Genomic DNA, 21,119 nt, shown 5'->3' with positions numbered 1-21,119 from the left:
GCGCATTCGGCCTGCCAGCGCGGGAATAAGGACTGAATCCTTGACCCAACCTATTTCCAGAGTACTGCGAGCATGTTTTTCAATCGCCAGAAGTCCGTCATCGACGATCTCCAGCAAACCCTCACCGAGCAAGCCGGCCTGCTCGATGCGATCAATCGCTCGATGGCGGTGATCGAATTCGACCTTGAGGGCGTGGTGTTGCGTGCCAACGACAACTTTCTCAAGACCATGGGTTACACGCCCGAGCAGGCTATCGGCCAGCCACATCGACGTTTCTGCACGCCGGAGTTCGGCCGCAGTGCTCAGTACACGCAAATGTGGTCACAACTGAAGAACGGCCAGTTTCTGTCAGGCACCTTTGAACGGGTCGACAGCAAGGGCGAGCCCATCTGGCTCGAGGCCAGTTACAACCCGATCAAGGATGCTTCGGGACGTGTGGTGAAAGTGGTCAAGTACGCCATGGACGTGACCACCAAAATGCAGCAGGAAAGCGAGACCAACGCCAAGTTGCAGGCCATCGACCGGGCGATGGCGGTCATCGAGTTCAACCTTGACGGCAGTATTCTTACGGCCAATCAGAATTTTCTGACACGCATGGGTTACACACTCGCCGAACTCAAAGGTAAACATCACCGCTTGTTCTGTCCCCCTGAACGGGTCAACAGCAGTGCATACGAGGATTTCTGGCGTCGGTTGAACCAGGGCGAGTTTTTCCACGGACAGTTCGAACGCATTGATAAACGTGGGCAAACGGTATGGCTTGAGGCCAACTACAACCCGGTCTACGACGCGGCCGGGCGCTTGTGCAAAGTGGTGAAGTTTGCCTCGGACGTTACCGCCCGCGTGGTGCAGCACGAACAGGACGCGCGCAGCGCCAGCGCGGCTTATCACATCTCGGTGGAGACTCGAAAAGTCGCCGAGCAAGGCACACAGGTGATCCAGCAGGCCGCCAGCGAAATGCGCGAAATTGCCGAGGACATTGCCCAGTCTTCAACCTTGATTGCGCAACTGGGCGAACGCTCCGAGCAGATCACCGCCATCGTCAACACCATCCGTGCGATTGCCGATCAGACCAACTTGCTGGCGCTCAACGCGGCGATCGAAGCGGCGCGCGCCGGTGAGCAAGGTCGCGGTTTTGCGGTAGTGGCCGACGAGGTGCGACAACTGGCGGCGCGCACCAGCGGTTCGACGGCGGAGATTTCCGGCATGATCACCTTGATCCAGAACGAGACCCGGCAAGCGATCAAAAGTATGGACGGCACCCGAGGTCGCGCGGCGCAAGGCGTTGAACTGGCGAATCAGGCGGGCACGGTGATTTTGCAGATTCGCGACGGCGCCAGTGAAGCGGTGCAGGCGGTCAGCATGTTTGCCAACGAGCACGCGCCAGGCTGATATCTGTGCATCGCTGGTAGACCGAGTCGCGGCCATCGCGGACAAGCCCGCTCCCACAGAGATTGAGTCAACCACACAATTTGTGTACGACGACTTAACCTGCGCGCGCGCGGGCTGCCAAAACGCAGCGCTATAGTGACTGAACGTCCCAAGCCCTGCCGAGTGCATCATGACCACTGAAAAAGCTGAAACACCTGCCACCGACCACCTGCGCTTCCACCGCCCTCACGCCCACCTCGCCACAACCTTCGGCAACGACAAATTCGCGCTGCGGGCCGAGGCGTTTGCGCGGTTCTTCGGCACGCCTCTGTTCCTTGGCGCACAAACATTGATTGTCGCGGTGTGGATCGGCCTCAACGTGTGGGGTGTGACGCAATTCGACGTCTACCCGTTCATCCTGCTGAACCTGGCGTTCAGCTTGCAGGCCGCTTATGCCGCGCCGTTGATCCTGCTGGCGCAAACCCGTCAGGCTGCACGCGACAAGGCGCAAGCCGACGCTGACGCGCAGCACCGTGAAGCCCTGGCGCAAGCCAACACCGAGCGCCAGGCCCAGGCCGCGAAGAACACCGCGCAATTGCTTGAACTGCTGGAACAAAACACCCGCCTCACCGAAATGACCAGAGACCTGAGCGAACGCATCGAAGGCCTGACCAAAGAGTTACACGCGCATGTGTGTCAGAACGCACTGCGTTGATCAGGACAGACGCAGGGCTCGCCCGAGCTCATCAAACAGTGTGACCACCGAGCGCAACGCCCGGCAATCCGGGCGGGTCAGCAACCACAGGGCGGTGTCGTAGCCCTGCAACGGCTCGCTCAATGCCTGCAAACCGTCACTGATCAAGAAGTCCGGCAACGCCGCGACACCAAGGCCGGCGCGCACCAGTTCAGTAACGGACAGCATGCTGTTGCAGCGATAGCCCGGGGTCACGCCGGGCAAGTGCTGACGACGCCAGGCGACCGTCGGATGATCGGGCAGAAAGTCATCCGGGGCGATCCAGGTCAGCGCTGTCAGATCCGACGCATCGACGCTGTCCAAGTAGCGCGCGCTGGCGCAGACCCGGTAGGAAATCTTCGCCAGTTGCCGTCCGACCAGATGTTGCGGCGGTGTGCGCGTCAGGCGCAGGGCAATGTCGGCGTCACGACGGCTAAGGTTGGCGAAATCGTTGGAGGTGCTCAATTCGAGGGTCAGTGCCGGGTAGTTGGGCATGAACTGCGCCAGCGCCGGCAGCAGCAAGCCTTGCAACACCGAGTCGGTACACGTCAGGCGCACCGTGCCGCTGATCACTTCGCCCCCCTGCTCCACGCCGATCCGCGCGGCGTCCAGTGCTTGCTCGGCACGTTCGGCCTGCTCGGCCAGCGTCTGTGCAAGCGTCGTCGGTAAATAGCCGGTGCGGCTTTTTTCAAACAATTCGCGGCCAAGGGCAGCCTCCAGACGGCGCACGGCGCGGAACACCGTCGACACGTCAACCTTCAGCAGCTGTGAGGCCCGGGCCAGAGAGCCGCCGCGCACCAAAGCGAGGATCAGGGCCAGATCCGGATAGTCGAGCCGATAGTGCGTCGGTGCATTGATCACTTGGGTAAACGCCAATATTGAGTGCGTGAACGCCAATCTATAGTGGACGCCATCAATCAACAAGCGCAGGGAACCCCCATGGAAAGCCGCGTCATCCGCATTGCCCTGATCGGCGATTACGACCCGCTAGTCACCGCCCATCAAGCCATCCCCGTGGCACTCGGTCTGGTCGCCGAACACCTCGGCCACCCTGTGCAATTGGACTGGTTGGCCACCGAACACATCCACGCCGATACACCACTGGAAGGCTTCGACGGTTTCTGGTGCGTGCCGGCCAGTCCTTACAAAAGTGAAGCTGGCGCACTGCGGGCGATCCGTTTTGCCCGCGAGCAGCAGCGCCCTTTCCTCGGCACTTGCGGCGGTTTTCAGCATGCCGTGCTGGAATTTTCCCGCCATGTGCTGGGCTGGGCCGACGCTGAGCATGGCGAAACCTCACCCGATTCAGAGCGAGCCGTGCTCACGCCTCTGATCTGCTCGCTGATCGACGCCGTGGACAGCATTCATCTGCTGCCCGGTTCGTTGATCGCCCAAGCGTACGAAACGTCGCAGATTCATGAAGGCTATCGCTGCCGCTACGGTGTGAATCCACACTACGCGAGTGACCTTCTCAAACATCAGCTCCAGGCGGTGGGGCATGATTCAGCGGGGGATTTGCGGGCATTCGAACTCAAGGATCATCGTTTTTTTGTCGCAACGTTGTTTCAACCGGAACGTGCGGCGCTCAAGGGCCAGATGCCGCCGTTGGTGCGAGCGTTTGTCGAGGCTTGCAAGGAGCAACGTTGATGAAGCCGACTACAGATTGTTTCGCGGTGATTTTCAATTCAACCCGCACCGAGGGCGACAACGGTTATGCCGAGGCGTCCGAGCGCATGATGGCGTTGGTGGGCGCACAGCCGGGGTTTCTTGGAATTGATTCGATTCGCGGGCCGGATGGTGTCGGGATCACGGTTTCGTACTGGGAGAGTGAGGCGGCGATTTTAGCGTGGCGACAAAATCCTGAGCATCGGGTGATCCAGGAACGAGGGCGCTCGATCTGGTATTCGGCGTTCCATACGCGGGTGTGCAGGGTTGAGCGTGAGTATCGGTTTGGGCAGTAGGTGCTGTGCCGTGCTTTAGGCCGCCTTCGCGAGCAAGCCCGCTCCCGCAGGTGATTGGTGAGCGCCACAGAGCCCGTGTGGGAGCGGACTTGCTCGCGAAGAGGCACTCACCGTCACGAAAAACCCTCAGCCCCGCACCAGACTGCGCACCGCCACAATCTCTGGTACTTCGCGCTTGTGCATGTAAACGCGCAACGGCTCGGTGATGTTGAGGCGGTCATCGACATTCTGATCCAGCAACAACTGAATCAACTCGCGTTTAAGCGTCATGGTCTGCGGCGACGCGGGTGCCCAGACGAATTCACTGGCGGGAATAATGCCGTCGTCGGCCACGTCCATGCCGAACGAATCTTCGCTGAAACGCACGATGTACTGACCGGTTTTGCGGTTCAGGCCAACAAAGCCTTTGAGGTCGTCGGCGGCCTGGCAGATGAGTTGGGAGGTGATGTGCATGATAAACCTCACGAAAAATGATCGATGGTTTACACGCAGGGCATTGGACGGCGCGCTCTCTGCCGGAGCGTCTGCCGAGGGCAAGCGTACTGCAAACGGCGACACAAAAGTGCAGGAAAAATCGCTTTTAATACGTTTATGTCGGTCTGGCGATGGCGGGCAATCGATTCAGTTGTTAAAAGGTACGTCTTTGAAACTGCCCTGCGAAAGGAACTCGAACATGCCCGCCACGTTCACCAAAAGCGCCCTCATGCTAAGCCTGCTGCTCGGACTTGGTCAGGCGCATGCCGCCAGCCAGACTGATCCTGCTGCAGTCGCCGCCGCTCATGGCATTCCACATCCGGCGGTGATTGCCCACCGTGGCGCGTCCTTCGACGCCCCGGAATCCACCGCCGCTTCCTACAAACTGGCCCGTGATCTGGGTGCCGACTACCTTGAAATGGATTTGCAGCGCAGCAAGGACGGCGTGCTGTTCGCCCTGCACGACAACAACCTGCAACGCACCACCGACGTCGCGACCAAATTCCCGGATCGTAAAGACAGCCCGGCCAATGCCTTCACCATGGCCGAGCTGAAAACCCTCGACGCCGGTAGCTGGTACAACAAGGCCTACCCGGATCGCGCACGCTCGTCTTACGCGGGGCTGAAAATTCTGACCCTCGATGAAATCATCAATATTGCCCAGGCCAACCCAGCGCACAAACCTGGTCTGTATATCGAGACCAAAGAGCCGCAACTGTTCCCCGGGATCGAACACGATCTGAAAGAGAAACTGCAGGATCGCGGCTGGCTGAGCCGGGCCGGTTCGAAACTGGCGAAGAGCGAAACGAGCGTCGGTCAGGGTAAAGGCCGGGTGATCTTGCAAACGTTCGAGAAGAACAGCCTCGAACTGCTGCAAAAGGAAATGCCGCAAGTGCCGAAAATCCTGCTGCTGTGGGTGGGCGAAGGCGGCATGGAGCCGAAATCCAAGGTGACTTTTGCCGAGTCTGGCGAGAAGGACAAAAACGCGTTTTACGGTAAACAGGAACCGAAGTCCGATGCCGAGTTCAAGCAGTGGGTCGACTTCGCCAAGGCGCATGGTGCCATCGGTACCGGCCCTTCGGCGAAGCTGACCCATGGCGGCGACCAGAGCTACTCGGATCTGGTGCAGCCTTGGATGAACCAATACACCCACGACCAAGGCTTGCTGGTGCACGTCTACACCGCCGATGAGCCGGTGGACTTCGAGAAGGTCATGGCCGCAGGCGTCGATGGCATCTTCACCAACCGCGCCAGCGAACTGTTGAAGTTCTACAAACGCCCGGCAGCGGCCAGCGTTGATCAGGTGTTGAAGAACAACGGCTTCTGATCGGCCACCGGGGTGTCCGCATCGCGAGCCGGTTCGCTCCCACAAGAGCATTCTGCGGACGATGCGGTGTTTTAAGGGTGAATTAAGTTGCGGTGGTTAACCTGAGGCCACTTCAACAAACAACCCAAGGAATGACCCGATGAAAACGTTGACTGCCCTGTTTGCCGCCGCCGCTCTGACCCTCACCGCAGGCCTGGCCCAGGCTGATGTGCGTGTCGATCAGATCCCCGAACTGGTCAAATCCGGCAAGATCAAATCGCTGGAAAGCATGAATCAGGAAGCGCTGAAACTGCACCCGGGGGCGACCATCACCGACACCGATCTGGATAACCACTTCAACGGTTATGAGTACGAAGTCGAACTCAAAACTGCCGACGGCAAAGAGTACGACGTGGACTTTGATGCCACCACCGGCAAGGTGCTGAGCAACAAACTGGATAGCTGATACACCTTGCACACCAAGCCGCTCGATCACTGGATCGCGCGGCTTTTTTGTGCCTGACAGCAAAGGTGCTGGCCGATGCCGTGGTGGAGGTGTCTTCACTGACTTCGCTGATCGACGTTTTGCGGGTCGCCGTGGCGAGGGTTTGATTGATCGATACAGAACTGAGGCCGACCATGGGAATGCTCCAATGCCGGTTATAGATAACCGGTCATCGATCATGCTCGCCGCCAATTGAGATTGACTGTGTACCGTCTCGGTATCCGATCCGGTACACAGCCAACGAGTCAGGCACTCAGGCGTGCGGTGACTTCGTTCAGTTGCCCGGACAGGCCGTGCAGGTTCTGGCTGGCGCTTTCGGTGCGCTGCACGTTGTCGAGGTTGGTGCTGGCAATCGAAGTGATCTCGGTCAGGTTGCGCGAGATGTCCTCGGCCACCGACGTCTGCTCTTCGGCCGCCGTGGCGATCTGGCGGTTCATGTCGCGGATCGCTTCGACGGCGTGGGTGATGCGCTCCAGCATCGCGCCGGCCTGAGTGACTTGCTCAACGCTTTCGTCGCTGCGGGCCTGACCGCTGTCAATGGCTTGCGCGGCGTCCACAGCACCGGTCTGCACGTTCTGGATGATCTGGTTAATCTCGATGATCGACTCCGCCGTGCGCTGCGCCAGGTTGCGCACTTCGTCAGCCACTACGGCAAAACCGCGCCCTGCCTCACCGGCCCGCGCCGCTTCGATTGCCGCGTTCAGCGCCAGCAGGTTGGTTTGCTCGGCGATGCCGCGAATCACTTCCAGCACTTTGCCGATACGGCCGCTGTCGGCTTCGAGACGACGGATCACCGTGGCGGTGTTGGTGATTTCGCTGCGCATCTGGGTGATGGAGTGAATGGTGCTCTGCATGACCTTTTCACCCTGTTGGGCAGACTGGTCGGCATCGTCGGCAGCACGCGCAGCGTCAGCCGCGTGACGCGCGACTTCCTGGGCGGTGGCGGACATTTCGTTCATTGCCGTGGCCACCTGATCGGTGCGGTTGAACTGCTCGTTGGTGCCGCCGGCCATGGTGGTGGCGATGGCGTTCAATTCGCCGCTGGCGCTGTCCAGATCGCTGGCGCTGCGTTGCAGGCGAGTGAAGGTTTCAGCAAGGAAATCACGCAGGGTGTTGGCGGCGGCCGCGAGGTTGCCCAACTCGTCCTGACGGTCGCTGACCACACGCTCGGCCAGTTTGCCGCGACTCAACTGGGTCACGTAATCAATCAGCTTGCGGATCGGCTCAACCAGGTTGCGGTTGACCAGCCACAGGCTCAACACACCGATCAACAGGCCCGACGCGAGCATCACCAACAGCCCAAGCCAGACGGTGCGATCGGCTTCGGCGCTGATCGATACCGATTGCTCGGTGCCCTGTTTGCGCAACTCGGCCACCAGTTCGCTCATTTGCTCGCTGGCGGCGCGGTCGACACCTTTGACGGCGTTGTCGCCAGCAACCGGATCGCCACCGGCGGCCACATAGGCATCGCGGCCCTTCTGATAAGCGGCACCGAGTTGGCGATGCTCGTCACGCAGACGTTCGATACGGGTTTTCAAACCGGGATCGATACTCTTCTGGCTGGCCAGTTCGCCGAGGATGTTCTGTACATCGCGCTGACGATCTTCGAACTGCCCCCAGTACTTGCTCAGATCCGCCGGTTGCTTGCCGCGCAGCAGGACGTTTTTCCATTCCTGCACCTGCACTTTGAATTGCAGGTTGGCTTCGTCGATCAGTTGCGAGGTGTGCAACGGACCGGCGATCAATCGGCTGTAGCTCTGCACGCCGTTGGACAGGAAATGAAAGCAGGCCAGTGCGATCAACAGCATCGCTAGCAGGCTGCCGCTCAGCAGGGCGAGAATTTGCGCTCTCAGGGATTTTTGCAGCATTGCAGGTACTCATGGCAGGGATGAGGCACGCCTGTTTCAGGCGTGAAAAAGTGGCCGGACTTCCCTGTCGGCGAACCGTGGCGTGGCCAACGGTGCGCAACCTAACGTACCCGTGATCGGCGCGCCAAAGCCGTTCTTGAGAGGTTCCCGACCGCCGGTAGCGCTTTGATTTGACGTCATTTTTTTTGTCACGCAAACGTCATGTGACATTGCGATGATGCCCCTCAGGTGAACCTGTAACCCCTGCGCCAACCGCCCTCCTCGCAGCGAGCCTCCATGAACCACAGCCTCGATATCAGTCATCGCGACCCGGACTTGTTTGGCTTGCTCTACGGCTTCCGTTTTCTGCCGGGTGAGCGTGGTCGCGAAATCGATTCGGCCACCGCATTGCGCTGCCTGCAAGGTGACAGCGACAGCAATGAATTCCTCTGGCTGCACCTCAATCTGGCTCACGCCGCGTGCGAGCGCTGGATGAAAAGCCATCTGCAATTGCCTGAAGAATTTTTCGAAGCGTTGCATGAGGGCTCGCGTTCGACGCGCATCGAGCATGTCGACGCGGCGCTGTTGGCGGTGGTCAACGACGTGGTGTTCAACCTGAGCAGCATGGTGTCGTCGGATGTGTCGACGCTGTGGGTCTGCGTGCGCAGCAAACTGATTGTCAGCGCGCGCCTGCAACCGTTGCACTCGGTGGACAAACTGCGCTCGTCGGTGAAGGCCGGCGAGCGCTTTCGCTCGCCCTCGGAATTGCTTGTGCACTTGCTGCGCGATCAGGGCGAAGTGCTGACGCAGATCGTGCGCAAGACCAGCCTGAGTGTCGATCAGGTCGAGGACGAATTGCTCTCCTCGCGGCTGTCGACCAACCGCGCCGAACTCGGTGCCAACCGGCGGGTGCTGGTGCGCTTGCAACGATTACTGGCGCTCGAACCCGGCTCTTTACTGCGCCTGCTCAACCGTCCGCCGCCGTGGTTGCAGAAGGAGGACGTGAAGGAGTTGCGCAAGTCCACCGAGGAGTTTGCGCTGATCATCAACGACCTCACCGCCCTTGGTGAGCGGATCAAGTTGCTGCAGGAAGAGATCGCCGCCAACCTCAACGAACAGAGCAACCGCACGCTGTTCACCTTGACCGTGGTGACGGTACTGGCGTTGCCGATCAACATCATTGCCGGTTTTTTCGGCATGAATGTGGGGGGCGTGCCGCTGTCGCAAGACCCGCAAGGGTTCTGGATACTGGTCGCGCTGGTGGCGACGTTTACCGTGATCGCCGGGCGCTGGGCGTTTCGTAAACGTGGCGATTACTGATCCACTCTTTTTTGTGCCCATCACAGACAACGATGTGGGTCAGAGGGTTGAACGGATCACCTCACCGAGCCAATCCATGAACACCCGCACGCGTAGCGGTAAATGCCGCTGCCGCGCATACAGCAACGAAATCGCCATGGCTGGCGCGGTGTACTGCGCCAGCACCGTCACCAGTTCGCCGTTATCCAGATGCGGCTGCATGCCGGTGCGCGGCACCTGCACCAGACCAAAACCGCCCAGGCAGGCCGACTCGTAAGCATCGGTGCTGTTGACCGTCACGCTGCCAGCCATCGGCAAACGCCGGACCTGGCCGCCCTCCTCGTAGACAAAGCCTTCCGAACGCGCCCCCAAAACACCGACGTAATGCACCAGCCGATGCTGCGCCAGATCCTCCAGCGTTTGCGGCACGCCGTAGCGCGCCAGATAAGCGGGGCTGGCGCAGTTGATCATGGGAAAGTCGCCCAGATGCCGGGCTACCACCGATTGATCGGGCTGCGCGCCGATCCGCACCACACAGTCGAAACCCTCGCTGAGCAGATCGACCCGGCGGTCGGTGCTGCTGATTTCCAGTTCCAGATTGGGGTGGCGCGCCATGAACGACGGCAGGCGCGGCATGACCAGTCGCCGCGACAGGATGTTCGGCATGTCGACGCGAATCCGCCCCGTCAGCGAGGCCTCGTCCTGACGAAACAGGCCTTCGATCTCGTCCATGTGCGAAAGCAGATCCTTGCTCCGCTCGTACAACACCAAACCGTCCTGTGTTGCCTGCACTTTGCGCGTGGTGCGCTGCAGCAGCCGCGTGCCAAGCAACGTTTCCAGCGCCTGCACATGCTCGGACACGGTAGAACGCGGCAAGCCGAGGCTCTCCCCGGCGAGGGTGAAACTCGACAGTTCGCTGACCCGGACGAAGGTGCGCAGCAGTTCCAGTTTGTTCATCGGGACACTCGCTGATTGTTCGGTTTATTCGACCAGTGATTCCGGTTTAGCTCTGTTTATCACCTAAGGGCGGATAAATAAACTTTGCTCCATCCACTCACCGCCATTGAGGAAGCCCCATGAATCGCAAAATCGCATTGATCACCGGCGCCAGCCGTGGCCTGGGCAAAAACGCCGCCCTGCACCTCGCCGCGCAGGGCATCGACATCATCGGCACTTACAACAGCCGCGCCGATGAAGCCCAAGCGCTGGTGACTGAACTGGAACAACTCGGCGCCAACGCCGTGATGCTGCAACTGGACGTGGGTCGCAGCGAAGGCTTTGCCGATTTCGCCGCGCAGGTCGAGCACGCGCTCAAACATTTTGAACGTCAGCGCTTTGATTTCCTGATCAACAATGCCGGCATCGGCGTGCACGCCCTGTTCACCGAAACCACACCGGAGCAGTTCGACCTGTTGATGAACATCCAGTTGAAAGGGCCGTTCTTCCTGACCCAGCAATTGCTGCCGCTGATCAACGATGGCGGGCGCATCATCAACATCTCCAGCGGCCTGACCCGCTTCAGCCTGCCGGGTTACGGCGCCTACGCCGCGATGAAAGGTGCGATGGAAGTGTTGACCCGTTATCAGGCCAAGGAGTTGGGTGCACGACAGATCGGCGTGAACATCCTTGCGCCGGGCGCCATCGAAACCGATTTTGGCGGCGGCGCAGTGCGCGACAACTCAGCAGTGAACGCCATGGTCGCCAGCAACACCGCGCTGGGCCGTGCCGGGCAGCCGGATGACATTGGTGGCGCGCTGGCGTTGCTGTTGTCACCGGGTGGGCAGTGGATCAATGGTCAACGGGTTGAGGCTTCGGGCGGCATGTTTCTCTGAGCCTCAAGACTGAGGCACAGATGACGTTTGCTGCTCAGACCGGGCGGGTCTTCAAGACCCGCTCGCGCACCACGTCATAACCCCAGTGATACACATAGGTGTACGGCAGAAAGAACAGCAACACGCCGATGTCGAGCAAAAACGCCTGCCACAAACTGACCGACAGCCACCCGGCAATCAGCGGCACACCCATCACGATCAAGCCTCCCTCGAACAACAAGGCGTGCACCACTCGCACCCAAGCGTTGCGCGCAATGTGCAGGCGCTCCAGCAGGCGGTCGAAGAAGCGGTTGAACACCACGTTCCAACCCAGCGCCAGCAACGCGATCAACACCGTCACCGCGCCCATGTCGAGCAATGGTTTTTGCATGATCCACGCCAGCAACGGTGTGCAGATCACAATGGCCAACAGTTCGAAACCGACAGCCTGCAAGATACGTTCAGTGATGGATTTGTTGGCAGTCATGACCTGACTCCTTGAGTGAAGGTGGTTGCCATGATCCAACACCGAACCGATACTTCATAACCAATAACCATCGATCAAGGCGATAGTTGATGATCTCGCAGGAAGTGTTGTTGGCGTTTGTTCAAGCGGCGACCCAAGGCTCGTTTTCGGCGGCGGCGCGCAAACTGGGGCGCAGTCAGTCGACCATCAGCGCAGCGGTGGCCAGCCTTGAGATCGATCTGGATTTGCAACTGTTCGATCGCAGCAGCCGCAAGCCGACCCTCACCCCCGCCGGCCATGTGATGCTGCAACGGGCTGAGGCGATTCTCACGGCCAGCAGCCGCCTGGAAATCACCGCTCGGCAATTGTCCCAAGGCGTTGAGCCAAAGCTGACCGTGGCGATTTCCGACACCTATCAATCAGCGCGCTTTGAAGCGGCATTGATCGGGTTCGAGCAGCGTTATCCGGATATGGAACTGGAGTGTTTGATTGCCGAGTGCGACGACTTGATCGAACTGGTGCAGCGCGGTCGGGCGCATTTGGCCTTCGCCGAGATGCAAGACAGCTACCCGCCGGATCTGTTGGCCTCCACCGTCGCCGAGCGCACCGATATCGCCCTGTTCGTCAGCCGCGAGCATGCACTGACGACGCTCAAGCACATCGACCAAGCGATCCTGGAACAACATCGCGAACTGCGCCTGGCGACGATCGTCAATCCATACGACAGTCGCGCCAAGGGCCGTGTGTGGTCGGCGCCCAGTTACCTGATGCTGATGGAAATGGCCGAAATGGGCTTCGGCTGGGCGCCGCTGCCGCGTTGGCTGGTGGGGCGTTTCGGCAACGACACGCTGGTGGAACTGAACGTGCGCGGCTGGCCGAAACCGGTGTTTGTCGATGCTTTGTGGTCGCGGCTGCATCCGCCGGGGCCAGCGGGGAGCTGGTTATTGAGCAAGATGCTGGAGTAGCGTGGCGGCCATGCCAAAACTCCATGACCACCCCCAATCCCCTGTGGGAGCGGGCTTGCTCGCGAAGAGGCCGGTACGGCCAGCGCCCCGTTCGGATCAGTCCAACGCTAGCAAGCGCGCTTCAATGAACCGCCGCTCCGGCGCTTGCCGCGTCAATTCCAGCGCCCGTGAATAAGCCACCCGCGCCTCTTCCACCCTGCCCAACTGCCGACAGAACTCCGCCCGCGCCGAATGTGCCAAGTGGTAATCCTGCAACTCGCCACGATCCAGAATCCCCTCGATCAAGTTCAACCCGGCCAAGGCCCCGTCACGCTGAGCCACCGCCACCGCCCGGTTCAACTCGATCACCGGCGACGGCAGCACCCGCAACAACACGTCATACAGCCCGACGATCTGCTGCCAATCCGTCTCCCCTGCCGATCCCGCCTCGGCATGCACCGCCGCTATTGCTGCTTGCAGACAATACGGCCCGAACCGCCGCGTAGTCAGCGCACGCTCCACCAGCGCACAGCCTTGGGCAATCAACCCGGCATCCCAACGCGAGCGATCCTGATCGCTCAGCAGCACCAACTCCCCGTTCGGCGAAGTGCGCGCCGGTCTGCGTGACTCGTGCAGTAACATCAGCGCCAGCAGTCCCATGACCTCGGGTTCCGGCAGCAACTCCATCAACAAGCGCCCAAGCCGAATGGCCTCACGGGTCAGGTCCTCGCGGATCAGTTCGGCGCCCATCGACGCCGAATAACCTTCGTTGAATACCAGATAAATCACCCGCAACACGCTGTCGAGGCGCTCAGGCAATTCGCTCAGACCGGGAACTTGATAAGGGATTTTTGCATCACGGATCTTCGCTTTGGCGCGGACGATGCGCTGGGCAATCGTTGCCGGCGCCGACAGGAATGCGCGAGCGATTTCCTCGGTGGTCAGGTCGCAGACTTCGCGCAGGGTCAGCGGCACTTGCGCATCCGCCGCCAGCGCCGGGTGACAGCAGGTGAAGATCAGCCGCAAGCGATCGTCCTCCACATCTTCACCACTCCAGTCGGCCTGCTCCAACGCTTCGAGTTGCGCCAGCAGCAGCGGCTGAGAAGCCTTGAAACGCGCGCGCCGGCGCAACACGTCAATCGCCTTGAAGCGCCCGGTGGACACCAGCCAGGTGCGCGGATTGTCCGGCACGCCGTCATGCTGCCAGCGCTCGACCGCGACGAAGAACGCCTCGTGCAAGGCTTCTTCGGCGAGGTCGAAATCGCCGAGCAGACGAATCAGCGTCGCCAGAATCCGCCGCGAGTCTTCGCGATAGACCTGTTCGACCCGCGCCCTGACCTCAGACATTCAACTGGCGCACGGGGCGAACTTCAACGCTGCCGACCCGCGCCGCCGGAATGTTACCGGCGACCTGGATCGCTTCGTTGAGATCCTTGGCGTCGATCAGATAGAAACCGGCCAACTGTTCCTTGGTTTCGGCAAACGGGCCGTCGGTGATCGACAACTTGCCGTTGCGCATGCGTACCGTGGTGGCGGTCTGCACCGATTCCAGCGCTTGGGCGGCGACCATCCGCCCGCTGCCTTGAATCGACTCAGCGTAGGCCCAGCACTCGGCGTCTTCGGGGCTGTCTGGCGACGAGTGCAACAAGCGCTCATCGCTGTAGACCAGGCATAGATATTTCATGGCGTTCTCCTGATTCGAACGGATCAACTATGGCTGAAGATCAGGGCTACTGATGGTTCGATGGCGATTTCCTCGAACATGAAGATAGGCGAGCCGGGGCACCTATCCATCTTTTGTTGTGAAGACACCTTTAGTCGTTCGGCGAATCGGTAGATCGACAGACGAAACAAAAAATTTCCGAGGAGGGCAAAGTCGCTAGAATCCGGGCTCATCTTTGTAGGAAAAAGGAAATTCCCGTGTCAGCCAAACTCGTGCCCTACGACAGCCTCAACGCTTTGCAGCGTCAGCAGGTCGAGGCCATTGAAATTCGCGCCGAGCAGATCAAGTTCTCCGGTGATATCCACGGTGCCTTGCACACTTTGCTGTCGAAACCGGCGCCCGGCGTGAAGGGTTTTGCGCTGTTGGCGGACGAAGTGCCAGTAGCGTTCCTGTTGCTCAAGCGCCCACCGGTTTTACCGGCCTGGGCCGATGAACACAGCGCCACGTTGCATGCCTTGCAGGTCGATCATCGGGCACAGGGCAAGGGGTACGGCAAGGCATGCCTGCAAGCGTTGCCGGAGGTCGCGCGCCAGGCGTGGCCGGAAATCAAAGGCCTGGAATTGTCAGTGGACGCCGACAACGACGCCGCCATCGCGCTGTACGCCAAACACGGCTTCGTCGACAGCGGCGAAGCGTACAAGGGCCGGATCGGCTACGAGCGACGCATGGGGCTGTTCTTCTAAATCATCGAGGGGATGCACGATGATCGATTCAATCCACGCACTGGAAGCCATTTACGGATTGCCTCACGAGCGTTCAGTGCGCAAGCAGATCACTTTTCTCAACGAAGACTATCAGGCGATGGTGCGGGTCTCGCCGCTGGTGATCGTCAGCTCGGTGGGCACCGAAGGCCTCGACAATTCACCGCGCGGTGATGCGCCGGGGTTTGTGCGGATCATCGATGAGCGCACGCTGGCGCTGCCGGATCGCCCGGGCAACAACCGCATCGATACCTTGCGCAACGTGCTGCACGATCCGCGAGTGTCGCTGTTGTTCATCATTCCGGGGATTGGCGAGATGTTGCGGGTCAATGGCACGGCGTCTATCAGTGCTGAGCCAGCGTTGCTGGAGAGTTTTGCAGTGAACGGCAAACCGGCGAAAACCGTGTTGCTGGTGACGGTGGAAGCGGCGTTTTTCCATTGTTCCAAAGCGTTTGTGCGCTCGGATGCATGGAACCCTGAAACGCATTTGCTGCGCTCGGCCTTGCCCTCCGCAGGCGCTTTCCACAGGCGCCTGAATGACGGCGAGTTTGATGCCGAAAGCTACGACCGCGAAGCGCCGAAACGAACGCGTGAAAGCCTCTACTAAAAAACAGATCTGATGTTCTCTTACAGGACTGTGGAATCATCCTGTAAGAGTTATCCCACTCAGAAAGTCTCAACTCGCCAAAACTCATATAACCCTGTAAGTAAATTCTGATTTTCTCCCTAGAGATTGACGACCCACTGTCAAACACTCTAGGTTTTAGCCATATGCGAATTTATTACTTACTCAATAGATTTACCATTTTCGAAAAGCGGGCTCCGGTATGGAGACCAACACTTAAAGCACAGCCGCACTCGACATCTTACGGGGAGCACCGTGTGACAAACACTCTAATTAAAACCTCAGAGTCAAAAATTACAAACAATGACATAATAATATTAAATGGAAAAATCTCCATTCCGAAAACCTATATTCGAGAGAAAGCTTTTTTAGAACCGACAAGTATCCTTATTGTTTCTGGCTCTCTCATAGAGGGCATAGGAACGATACACTCCGACATCGACTGCATCATTCTCTGCGAGCAACGCCCTACAGCGAGAAGCATTAAAGATATAGAACACGCGTTTGTCACAGACGAAGATTATCGCCATATCACGAAAAACGAAGAAGTCCACAATACAACCGATTTCTATGGAGACTCAAGCATCCACATTGACGCTGACTACATCACCTTCTCGGAAATTGAAGATATATATAAAAAATCGAAAAGGCGTTTACCGAGGTGATTTCCGATCAGCGCTTCCTATATAACCCGATACTAACAAATACAGAAAACAACATCATTCATCGCTCTATTATCGGACATGCAATTACAAACGAAGAAAGATTCAAATCTATAAAATCAAGAATCCCTTTGGACAAACACATCTACATTGCACATCGTGAGAAACTCCCCGTCTTTTACGCGTTTCAGGACATTCAAGGTTGTTGGCAGTCAGGAAATTTATGGATGGGTTGTGAGATAGCCAGAGACATGATGCTAAAGATTTCCATGAGTTTCACCTACCTCACTGGCACTTCGAACAAGCACTATAAGTGGGTATACTCAAATATGTATCGAGTTGAAGGATTCGAAACCATCAAAAACAAGTTTTTTGCTTTATCCAGGCAAGGAGCAACTACAGAAACGGAATGCAGATCCTACATCCAAGAGATACTGGACTACATGGACTTGGTATTCCTGGCAATTGAGGACCTGCTAAAAACAAAAGACATCTATCCAACGACAAAAACTTCTCTTGCCGCACTAGATAATGAGTTCAACGAGCGCAAACAAACCAAACATAAAATCTCAATGTGCGAGTACTACTTCAGAAAAAAATACTTTGCTGCTTCCCAGACCCCGCGCCTGACAACCTTACTCAAAGAATGGGATTAAACACTCACAGTTAGCCCTCCCCTTGGAACGCCACAAGCGGCTCATTGTATGGAAATCCTAAGATTATCTGCACCGTTAATATTTTGCAGATTGGGAGATATGATTGGATCACTGATTTTCTTCTCCTTTATTGGCCATTACATTGTCGACTCGCTGAGTGCAGCTTCATTTGCCTTGGCGTCATTATCTTTTCTGACAGTCGTCGGCATCGGATTTTTTTCGAACACACTAATAACCGTAGCAGGGGCGACCAATTTAAATACAGACAAAATCAAGTCCGAAATAGCCGCATCATTCAATCTTGCAATTTCTCTTGGATTTATAATTTTATGCATAATATTTTTAGCAGGTAAAATCTCGTCAGAACTAGAAACAGAACCCAGCAACCCTGACGACTTTAAAGCCCTTTTAATACTTTCAATTTCAATACCTGCCGTATATCTCCAGATTACAATTTTCAACTTCTATAACGGCATTAGAAAAACGCAATACGAACTCACGTTCACATGGCTACTGAACAGCGCTCTCGCATTAATATGTATCGTATACATAAGCATAGGCACAGATATAAATTTATCCGACTTTATTATCACGTACGTTTGCCTGCGTTATTTATTCTCATTCGCGGCGCTAGCATTTTTCAAAATCACAATACGAAGACACTTAAATAGCTTTTCAGCCCGCAAAAAATTATCAAAAGGTGATTATATAAAGTACACGATTTACGGACTCCCTATGGCACTGTGCTTTGGTAGTGAAAGCCTTCTGTTCCTTTTGCTCTCTTTGATATCAAAACATATAAACGACATCAGCCTTTCTGCATACCAAGCTTCTATTCATGCAGCCAGCATTATCTATATGATTTCTATCGGAATAGGAAATGCGGCAGGAATAATGACTGCACGCCACTACGCCACAAAGGACTTCGAAGCAATTTCAAAGACTCACAGCCAGGCAATCTGGCTTGGACTATTTGTACTAACTCCAATCCTGGCGGCGTGTTTTTTATTAAATGAAGATATTTCTCTAATCTACACATCCGACACAGCAACAAGATTACTTATAGAAAAAAATATTATAATCTCAATACCTTTCTTAATATTTGAGTTCATTTATGTTGTCACAAGATTGACTTTGAGAGGCATGAATGATCTTTGGCCACCCACTATAATGACAATACTGACACTGAACGTTTTTGGTGTGTTTTCGTCAGCAATCCTATTATCGCTGTACGAATATACCGTTCACTCCATATTCCTAGCTTTAGTAGCATGCTCATTTATTCTGATGTTGCTTCTATCCTGGAGATTAAGGCATACCCTACATCATGCAAAAACCAACGCCAAAGAAAACCTATCTCGCCCAAAACTGCCGTAACCTTTACTAACTTAGTTTTTCGAGGTTCGAACTATGACACAGACTTCCTCACTGACCGACACCAAAAATCAAAACTTAACATTAACGACGATAATTAGCGAACATCATGCCTGGCGAACATTGAGCGGATTACAAACGAACGACTATTACGTTTACCGTAATGCGATACACAGTGGCTGCCATCTTCAACGAACCTTGTTCGAACTACGCCATCCTGAAGTGATGATTTGCGACTTAAGCAATCTTGAACCCGCTTTTAATTGCATGTCTGATTTACAGATAGTTAAAACCTGGCACCAAATAAACTCCGCCATTGATCAATCAAAATTTGAAGACATACGAAAAATACTAGGCGATGGCCTGACGCCAGAAATAGCTATTTCTGGCCCATGCAAGCAGAAGCTGTTTGATTTTAAAACTCAGTTAATTAATAAAATCCTGCCTAAACCAACCAAACATAAACAACCAGCAACCAAACAGCCAACAACACGTGGCATCTCGAAAAACCGATTACTCATAAATACTAACGATAACACCATTAACTTCCACAATCGTTTCTGCGCATTCTACAGTGCTTATATATCGCATGAGCACTGGGACAATTGCCTTACCTTGAATACCAGATACATTTACGAAGACCATCCACTTTGGCATAAAATAAAAACACTATCAAAGAACAAACTGTTTTTGTTATCAGCCGGTCTACCTCTTGCTCTTGGTTATCTCGCAGCAACTGGAGATGAAAAAATATTCTTTTCAGAAATTCATCGACAAAACGACGCAAGTCTATTGACACGCGATAGTGAATTTCTGGATATCTTCCCTCATAGTGAAATTACAAATGAACCATGGTTGATTATAGATAAGTCATATACAGGAGGAAGCCTTAGACAAGCGGGTAACATGATTAGGAAAAAACTAGGTTATGACGCTGACATTAAAACCCTCGCACTTTTCCCAAAAACCTTTAGCGCATTCATGAGCGCGGACTATGCAATTTATGGAGGAAAATTATTTGAAGTAAGACTCTACGCATCGCGTCTCAATAGAGAAACCTGGCACACACAACTTATAGCTGAGAAGTCGATATGAGAGCTTTATTCAAGGACGAACACGTTTCCGAACTGGAAGAATGCCTCTACGAAGCCAGAAAGAAACTACGTCGCTATTGGGCCGGGACGCTCGCATGCTTACCTGACTACGACATATCACAAAATCAATGGAACAACGTTCAAACACAATCAGATTTAGATTGCCAAAACATATTATCTAAGTGCCTATCAACTCTCAGTTTTAAAATCGCAACATACTCGGAAGAAAGCGACAACTTTACCGCCCTCGAAAAAAAAGAAGAATACTCACTTCTTATAGACCCCTTAGACGGTACGCACAATGCGACTCTAGGTTTTCCTGGCTACACATCAAGTGTGGCTCTTTATCACGATGGCGCATATATATTTGGATGGGTTTATGACATATCAAGAGATTTGGTATACACGGCGGCATTAAACGAGGGAGCATATCTACAATCCTCAATAATTGTAAAAAGACTTCGGACACGCACCACCCACTCTTTAGCAGACATGCGAGTTTCTTTCCATCGCCCCCGAGACGTTCAGGAAAGATCCAGAATTGAAAACATCATATGGTCAGCGGCTAAAGTCCGAATTTATTCCTGTTCCTCATTGGAAATCTGTCTTATTGCTGCCGGGGTTCTGGATGCTTTTATTGACGTAGGCCCACCTGGACACGAACGAAGTTGTGATATTGCCGCCGCAGAGTTGGTACTCAGAGAAGCGGGTGGTGCGTTATTCGACGACAAAGGTCGTATAAGAACTAGCTCCCCACCTTCAGTAACATCTGTATCAGACAATGGAACATTAATAGCCCTATCCACAAAATAACTTATAACATCACTCCTATAACTCATAGAACTGGAGACGAATCATGTTATTCGAAACAGTCAGCTTAAAACTCAAACTATTATCCAATGGCATTAATTTCTCTAAAGAATTTCTGGATTATTTTCAGCACCAAACGAATCACATTGAGAAAAGAAGAGCATATGGCACAGGTGACAGTGTAATACTTGAATCTAGCATCCACACGCCGCAGGAAATAATGCTCGACGGACAAATTATCACGACCGCTAACTACAACCCTAACTCAGTATATAAAATCGTTTTAGCACAAGGGCATCCAGCATTAAAGTATGGAAGCAAAACCATAAAAATTACATTTCCTTCCAGACCGATATCCTATGGAAAACAATTAAGCAACGGTGAATTATTCGAAACACATTTAACCGTATATGGAAACTCCACCCTTGGGATATTTTCACCAGGTCACTGTTATTACTTCAACAATGGTCGCGAGTGTAAATTTTGCTCTCTTGGCGCAGCCAGAGAAAACCTCTCCGACCACAAAATGCGTATCAAAGGTGATTTAGCAGGAGAAGCCGTAGAGATAGCCACCAAGGTCGAAAATGGACGGTACAAGAGAGTTTTGTTTAACGGGGGCACGATCCCAAATTATGATAAAGGTTACTCAATGCATTTAGACCTAAGAAAACTCTGAAAAAGACTTTCTGATTTTGGCAAAATCCCCAGATTCCACCCGCCGAGTTTTCCGATGAAGCAGATGACCTTCGCCGACGCCGAG

At 55.1% G+C, this 21,119-nt stretch carries 25 protein-coding genes; 17 read left to right on the top strand and 8 right to left on the bottom strand.

The features are described 5' to 3' along the window. Positions 1 to 72: 72 nt before the first annotated feature. Positions 73 to 1,392: a PAS domain-containing methyl-accepting chemotaxis protein gene (locus tag ACIOWA_RS21080; protein ID WP_339430906.1), complete on the top strand. Its 1,320-nt coding sequence runs from the start codon at positions 73 to 75 to the stop codon at positions 1,390 to 1,392. Between the two features lie 169 nt (positions 1,393 to 1,561). Beyond that, positions 1,562 to 2,086 carry a DUF1003 domain-containing protein gene (locus tag ACIOWA_RS21075; protein ID WP_339430907.1) on the top strand — a complete coding sequence of 175 codons (525 nt, stop codon included), beginning with the start codon at positions 1,562 to 1,564 and terminating at the stop codon, positions 2,084 to 2,086. On the opposite strand, the gene ACIOWA_RS21070 is transcribed toward ACIOWA_RS21075, so the two are convergent. Then, on the bottom strand, positions 2,087 to 3,028 hold the full coding sequence (locus ACIOWA_RS21070) for a LysR family transcriptional regulator (RefSeq protein ID WP_401161712.1): 942 nt from the start codon (positions 3,026 to 3,028) through the stop codon (positions 2,087 to 2,089). It abuts the gene before it with no gap. A 15-nt stretch (positions 3,029 to 3,043) separates the two neighbouring features. Here ACIOWA_RS21070 and ACIOWA_RS21065 point away from each other — a divergent pair, with 15 nt between their 5' ends. After that, on the top strand, positions 3,044 to 3,748 hold the full coding sequence (locus ACIOWA_RS21065; RefSeq protein ID WP_339495411.1) for a CTP synthase: 705 nt from the start codon (positions 3,044 to 3,046) through the stop codon (positions 3,746 to 3,748). Further along, positions 3,748 to 4,062: an antibiotic biosynthesis monooxygenase gene (locus ACIOWA_RS21060; RefSeq protein WP_339430910.1), complete on the top strand. Its 315-nt coding sequence runs from the start codon at positions 3,748 to 3,750 to the stop codon at positions 4,060 to 4,062. Before ACIOWA_RS21065 ends, ACIOWA_RS21060 begins: the two co-directional genes overlap by 1 nt. Positions 4,063 to 4,188: 126 nt before the next feature. Here ACIOWA_RS21060 and ACIOWA_RS21055 read toward each other — a convergent pair whose 3' ends face one another. Continuing rightward, a complete protein-coding gene (locus tag ACIOWA_RS21055; RefSeq protein WP_339430911.1) occupies positions 4,189 to 4,515 on the bottom strand; it encodes a DUF2025 family protein in 327 nt (108 codons plus the stop codon). A gap of 220 nt (positions 4,516 to 4,735) precedes the next feature. Here ACIOWA_RS21055 and ACIOWA_RS21050 point away from each other — a divergent pair, with 220 nt between their 5' ends. Together ACIOWA_RS21050 and ACIOWA_RS21045 are read left to right on the top strand one after the other, a co-directional pair. Further along, positions 4,736 to 5,863, top strand: coding sequence for a glycerophosphodiester phosphodiesterase (locus ACIOWA_RS21050; RefSeq protein WP_339430912.1), 1,128 nt, complete (start codon positions 4,736 to 4,738; stop codon positions 5,861 to 5,863). A gap of 139 nt (positions 5,864 to 6,002) precedes the next feature. Next, entirely contained in the window at positions 6,003 to 6,308 is a 306-nt protein-coding gene (locus ACIOWA_RS21045) for a PepSY domain-containing protein (protein ID WP_339538076.1), read from the top strand. Positions 6,309 to 6,592: 284 nt separating this feature from the next. On the opposite strand, the gene ACIOWA_RS21040 is transcribed toward ACIOWA_RS21045, so the two are convergent. Beyond that, the gene (locus ACIOWA_RS21040; protein WP_339430914.1) at positions 6,593 to 8,215 is read right to left on the bottom strand and encodes a methyl-accepting chemotaxis protein; all 1,623 of its coding nucleotides are present in this window, start codon (positions 8,213 to 8,215) and stop codon (positions 6,593 to 6,595) included. Positions 8,216 to 8,491: 276 nt separating this feature from the next. Between ACIOWA_RS21040 and ACIOWA_RS21035 the strand changes: the two genes are divergently transcribed. Further along, positions 8,492 to 9,514 (top strand): transporter, encoded by a 1,023-nt coding sequence (locus tag ACIOWA_RS21035; protein WP_401161708.1) that lies wholly within the window; start codon positions 8,492 to 8,494, stop codon positions 9,512 to 9,514. Between the two features lie 39 nt (positions 9,515 to 9,553). Here the strand turns inward: ACIOWA_RS21035 and ACIOWA_RS21030 are convergent, their stop codons facing one another. Continuing rightward, positions 9,554 to 10,450 carry a LysR family transcriptional regulator gene (locus tag ACIOWA_RS21030; RefSeq protein WP_339495409.1) on the bottom strand — a complete coding sequence of 299 codons (897 nt, stop codon included), beginning with the start codon at positions 10,448 to 10,450 and terminating at the stop codon, positions 9,554 to 9,556. 119 nt (positions 10,451 to 10,569) lie between these two features. Here ACIOWA_RS21030 and ACIOWA_RS21025 point away from each other — a divergent pair, with 119 nt between their 5' ends. After that, positions 10,570 to 11,325, top strand: coding sequence for an SDR family oxidoreductase (locus tag ACIOWA_RS21025; protein ID WP_339464038.1), 756 nt, complete (start codon positions 10,570 to 10,572; stop codon positions 11,323 to 11,325). Positions 11,326 to 11,359: 34 nt separating this feature from the next. Here the strand turns inward: ACIOWA_RS21025 and ACIOWA_RS21020 are convergent, their stop codons facing one another. Continuing rightward, positions 11,360 to 11,791, bottom strand: a complete 432-nt coding sequence (locus ACIOWA_RS21020) for a multidrug/biocide efflux PACE transporter (RefSeq protein WP_339430918.1) — start codon at positions 11,789 to 11,791, stop codon at positions 11,360 to 11,362. An 89-nt stretch (positions 11,792 to 11,880) separates the two neighbouring features. Here ACIOWA_RS21020 and ACIOWA_RS21015 point away from each other — a divergent pair, with 89 nt between their 5' ends. Then, on the top strand, positions 11,881 to 12,735 hold the full coding sequence (locus ACIOWA_RS21015; RefSeq protein WP_401161705.1) for a LysR family transcriptional regulator: 855 nt from the start codon (positions 11,881 to 11,883) through the stop codon (positions 12,733 to 12,735). Between the two features lie 96 nt (positions 12,736 to 12,831). Here ACIOWA_RS21015 and ACIOWA_RS21010 read toward each other — a convergent pair whose 3' ends face one another. Together ACIOWA_RS21010 and ACIOWA_RS21005 are read right to left on the bottom strand one after the other, a co-directional pair. Further along, on the bottom strand, positions 12,832 to 14,061 hold the full coding sequence (locus ACIOWA_RS21010) for an RNA polymerase sigma factor (protein WP_339430920.1): 1,230 nt from the start codon (positions 14,059 to 14,061) through the stop codon (positions 12,832 to 12,834). After that, positions 14,054 to 14,398 carry a YciI family protein gene (locus ACIOWA_RS21005; protein WP_025112862.1) on the bottom strand — a complete coding sequence of 115 codons (345 nt, stop codon included), beginning with the start codon at positions 14,396 to 14,398 and terminating at the stop codon, positions 14,054 to 14,056. Before ACIOWA_RS21005 ends, ACIOWA_RS21010 begins: the two co-directional genes overlap by 8 nt. A 236-nt stretch (positions 14,399 to 14,634) precedes the next feature. On the opposite strand from ACIOWA_RS21005, the gene ACIOWA_RS21000 reads away from it, so the two are divergent. From ACIOWA_RS21000 to ACIOWA_RS20985, 4 genes are all read left to right on the top strand, one after another. Next, positions 14,635 to 15,120: an N-acetyltransferase gene (locus ACIOWA_RS21000; protein WP_221730747.1), complete on the top strand. Its 486-nt coding sequence runs from the start codon at positions 14,635 to 14,637 to the stop codon at positions 15,118 to 15,120. Positions 15,121 to 15,139: 19 nt separating this feature from the next. Then, positions 15,140 to 15,745: a pyridoxamine 5'-phosphate oxidase family protein gene (locus tag ACIOWA_RS20995; protein ID WP_401161702.1), complete on the top strand. Its 606-nt coding sequence runs from the start codon at positions 15,140 to 15,142 to the stop codon at positions 15,743 to 15,745. A gap of 275 nt (positions 15,746 to 16,020) precedes the next feature. Continuing rightward, on the top strand, positions 16,021 to 16,428 hold the full coding sequence (locus ACIOWA_RS20990) for a hypothetical protein (protein ID WP_401161700.1): 408 nt from the start codon (positions 16,021 to 16,023) through the stop codon (positions 16,426 to 16,428). Further along, positions 16,425 to 17,081 carry a hypothetical protein gene (locus tag ACIOWA_RS20985; protein WP_401161698.1) on the top strand — a complete coding sequence of 219 codons (657 nt, stop codon included), beginning with the start codon at positions 16,425 to 16,427 and terminating at the stop codon, positions 17,079 to 17,081. The genes ACIOWA_RS20990 and ACIOWA_RS20985 overlap by 4 nt, the downstream gene beginning before the upstream one ends. Positions 17,082 to 17,218: 137 nt before the next feature. Here ACIOWA_RS20985 and ACIOWA_RS20980 read toward each other — a convergent pair whose 3' ends face one another. Next, on the bottom strand, positions 17,219 to 17,542 hold the full coding sequence (locus ACIOWA_RS20980; RefSeq protein WP_401161696.1) for a hypothetical protein: 324 nt from the start codon (positions 17,540 to 17,542) through the stop codon (positions 17,219 to 17,221). 274 nt (positions 17,543 to 17,816) lie between these two features. On the opposite strand from ACIOWA_RS20980, the gene ACIOWA_RS20975 reads away from it, so the two are divergent. The 4 genes from ACIOWA_RS20975 to ACIOWA_RS20960 are packed head-to-tail and all read left to right on the top strand — an operon-like array spanning position 17,817 to position 21,035. Then, on the top strand, positions 17,817 to 18,458 hold the full coding sequence (locus ACIOWA_RS20975; protein WP_401161694.1) for an MATE family efflux transporter: 642 nt from the start codon (positions 17,817 to 17,819) through the stop codon (positions 18,456 to 18,458). A 33-nt stretch (positions 18,459 to 18,491) separates the two neighbouring features. Beyond that, complete coding sequence (locus ACIOWA_RS20970; protein WP_401161692.1) at positions 18,492 to 19,550, top strand: hypothetical protein; 1,059 nt, start codon at positions 18,492 to 18,494, stop codon at positions 19,548 to 19,550. Further along, complete coding sequence (locus ACIOWA_RS20965) at positions 19,547 to 20,362, top strand: inositol monophosphatase family protein (RefSeq protein ID WP_401161690.1); 816 nt, start codon at positions 19,547 to 19,549, stop codon at positions 20,360 to 20,362. The genes ACIOWA_RS20970 and ACIOWA_RS20965 overlap by 4 nt, the downstream gene beginning before the upstream one ends. Before the next feature lie 43 nt (positions 20,363 to 20,405). Then, on the top strand, positions 20,406 to 21,035 hold the full coding sequence (locus tag ACIOWA_RS20960) for a radical SAM protein (RefSeq protein ID WP_401161688.1): 630 nt from the start codon (positions 20,406 to 20,408) through the stop codon (positions 21,033 to 21,035). Positions 21,036 to 21,119 lie beyond the last annotated feature (84 nt).

It is taken from the genome of Pseudomonas sp. NPDC087614 (assembly GCF_044743485.1).
Lineage (GTDB): Bacteria > Pseudomonadota > Gammaproteobacteria > Pseudomonadales > Pseudomonadaceae > Aquipseudomonas > Aquipseudomonas baetica_A.
Note: the sequence above shows the minus strand (reverse complement) of the source record. Positions and strands in the feature narration are given on the sequence as shown.

Coding starts and splice junctions, on each gene's coding strand:
- ACIOWA_RS21080 (WP_339430906.1), top strand. CDS start 73: ATGTTTTTCAATCGCCAGAAGTCCGTCATCGACGATCTCCAGCAAACC.
- ACIOWA_RS21075 (WP_339430907.1), top strand. CDS start 1,562: ATGACCACTGAAAAAGCTGAAACACCTGCCACCGACCACCTGCGCTTC.
- ACIOWA_RS21065 (WP_339495411.1), top strand. CDS start 3,044: ATGGAAAGCCGCGTCATCCGCATTGCCCTGATCGGCGATTACGACCCG.
- ACIOWA_RS21060 (WP_339430910.1), top strand. CDS start 3,748: ATGAAGCCGACTACAGATTGTTTCGCGGTGATTTTCAATTCAACCCGC.
- ACIOWA_RS21055 (WP_339430911.1), bottom strand. CDS start 4,515: ATGCACATCACCTCCCAACTCATCTGCCAGGCCGCCGACGACCTCAAA.
- ACIOWA_RS21050 (WP_339430912.1), top strand. CDS start 4,736: ATGCCCGCCACGTTCACCAAAAGCGCCCTCATGCTAAGCCTGCTGCTC.
- ACIOWA_RS21045 (WP_339538076.1), top strand. CDS start 6,003: ATGAAAACGTTGACTGCCCTGTTTGCCGCCGCCGCTCTGACCCTCACC.
- ACIOWA_RS21040 (WP_339430914.1), bottom strand. CDS start 8,215: ATGCTGCAAAAATCCCTGAGAGCGCAAATTCTCGCCCTGCTGAGCGGC.
- ACIOWA_RS21035 (WP_401161708.1), top strand. CDS start 8,492: ATGAACCACAGCCTCGATATCAGTCATCGCGACCCGGACTTGTTTGGC.
- ACIOWA_RS21030 (WP_339495409.1), bottom strand. CDS start 10,450: ATGAACAAACTGGAACTGCTGCGCACCTTCGTCCGGGTCAGCGAACTG.
- ACIOWA_RS21025 (WP_339464038.1), top strand. CDS start 10,570: ATGAATCGCAAAATCGCATTGATCACCGGCGCCAGCCGTGGCCTGGGC.
- ACIOWA_RS21020 (WP_339430918.1), bottom strand. CDS start 11,791: ATGACTGCCAACAAATCCATCACTGAACGTATCTTGCAGGCTGTCGGT.
- ACIOWA_RS21015 (WP_401161705.1), top strand. CDS start 11,881: ATGATCTCGCAGGAAGTGTTGTTGGCGTTTGTTCAAGCGGCGACCCAA.
- ACIOWA_RS21010 (WP_339430920.1), bottom strand. CDS start 14,061: ATGTCTGAGGTCAGGGCGCGGGTCGAACAGGTCTATCGCGAAGACTCG.
- ACIOWA_RS21005 (WP_025112862.1), bottom strand. CDS start 14,398: ATGAAATATCTATGCCTGGTCTACAGCGATGAGCGCTTGTTGCACTCG.
- ACIOWA_RS20995 (WP_401161702.1), top strand. CDS start 15,140: ATGATCGATTCAATCCACGCACTGGAAGCCATTTACGGATTGCCTCAC.
- ACIOWA_RS20975 (WP_401161694.1), top strand. CDS start 17,817: ATGGCACTGTGCTTTGGTAGTGAAAGCCTTCTGTTCCTTTTGCTCTCT.
- ACIOWA_RS20970 (WP_401161692.1), top strand. CDS start 18,492: ATGACACAGACTTCCTCACTGACCGACACCAAAAATCAAAACTTAACA.
- ACIOWA_RS20965 (WP_401161690.1), top strand. CDS start 19,547: ATGAGAGCTTTATTCAAGGACGAACACGTTTCCGAACTGGAAGAATGC.
- ACIOWA_RS20960 (WP_401161688.1), top strand. CDS start 20,406: ATGTTATTCGAAACAGTCAGCTTAAAACTCAAACTATTATCCAATGGC.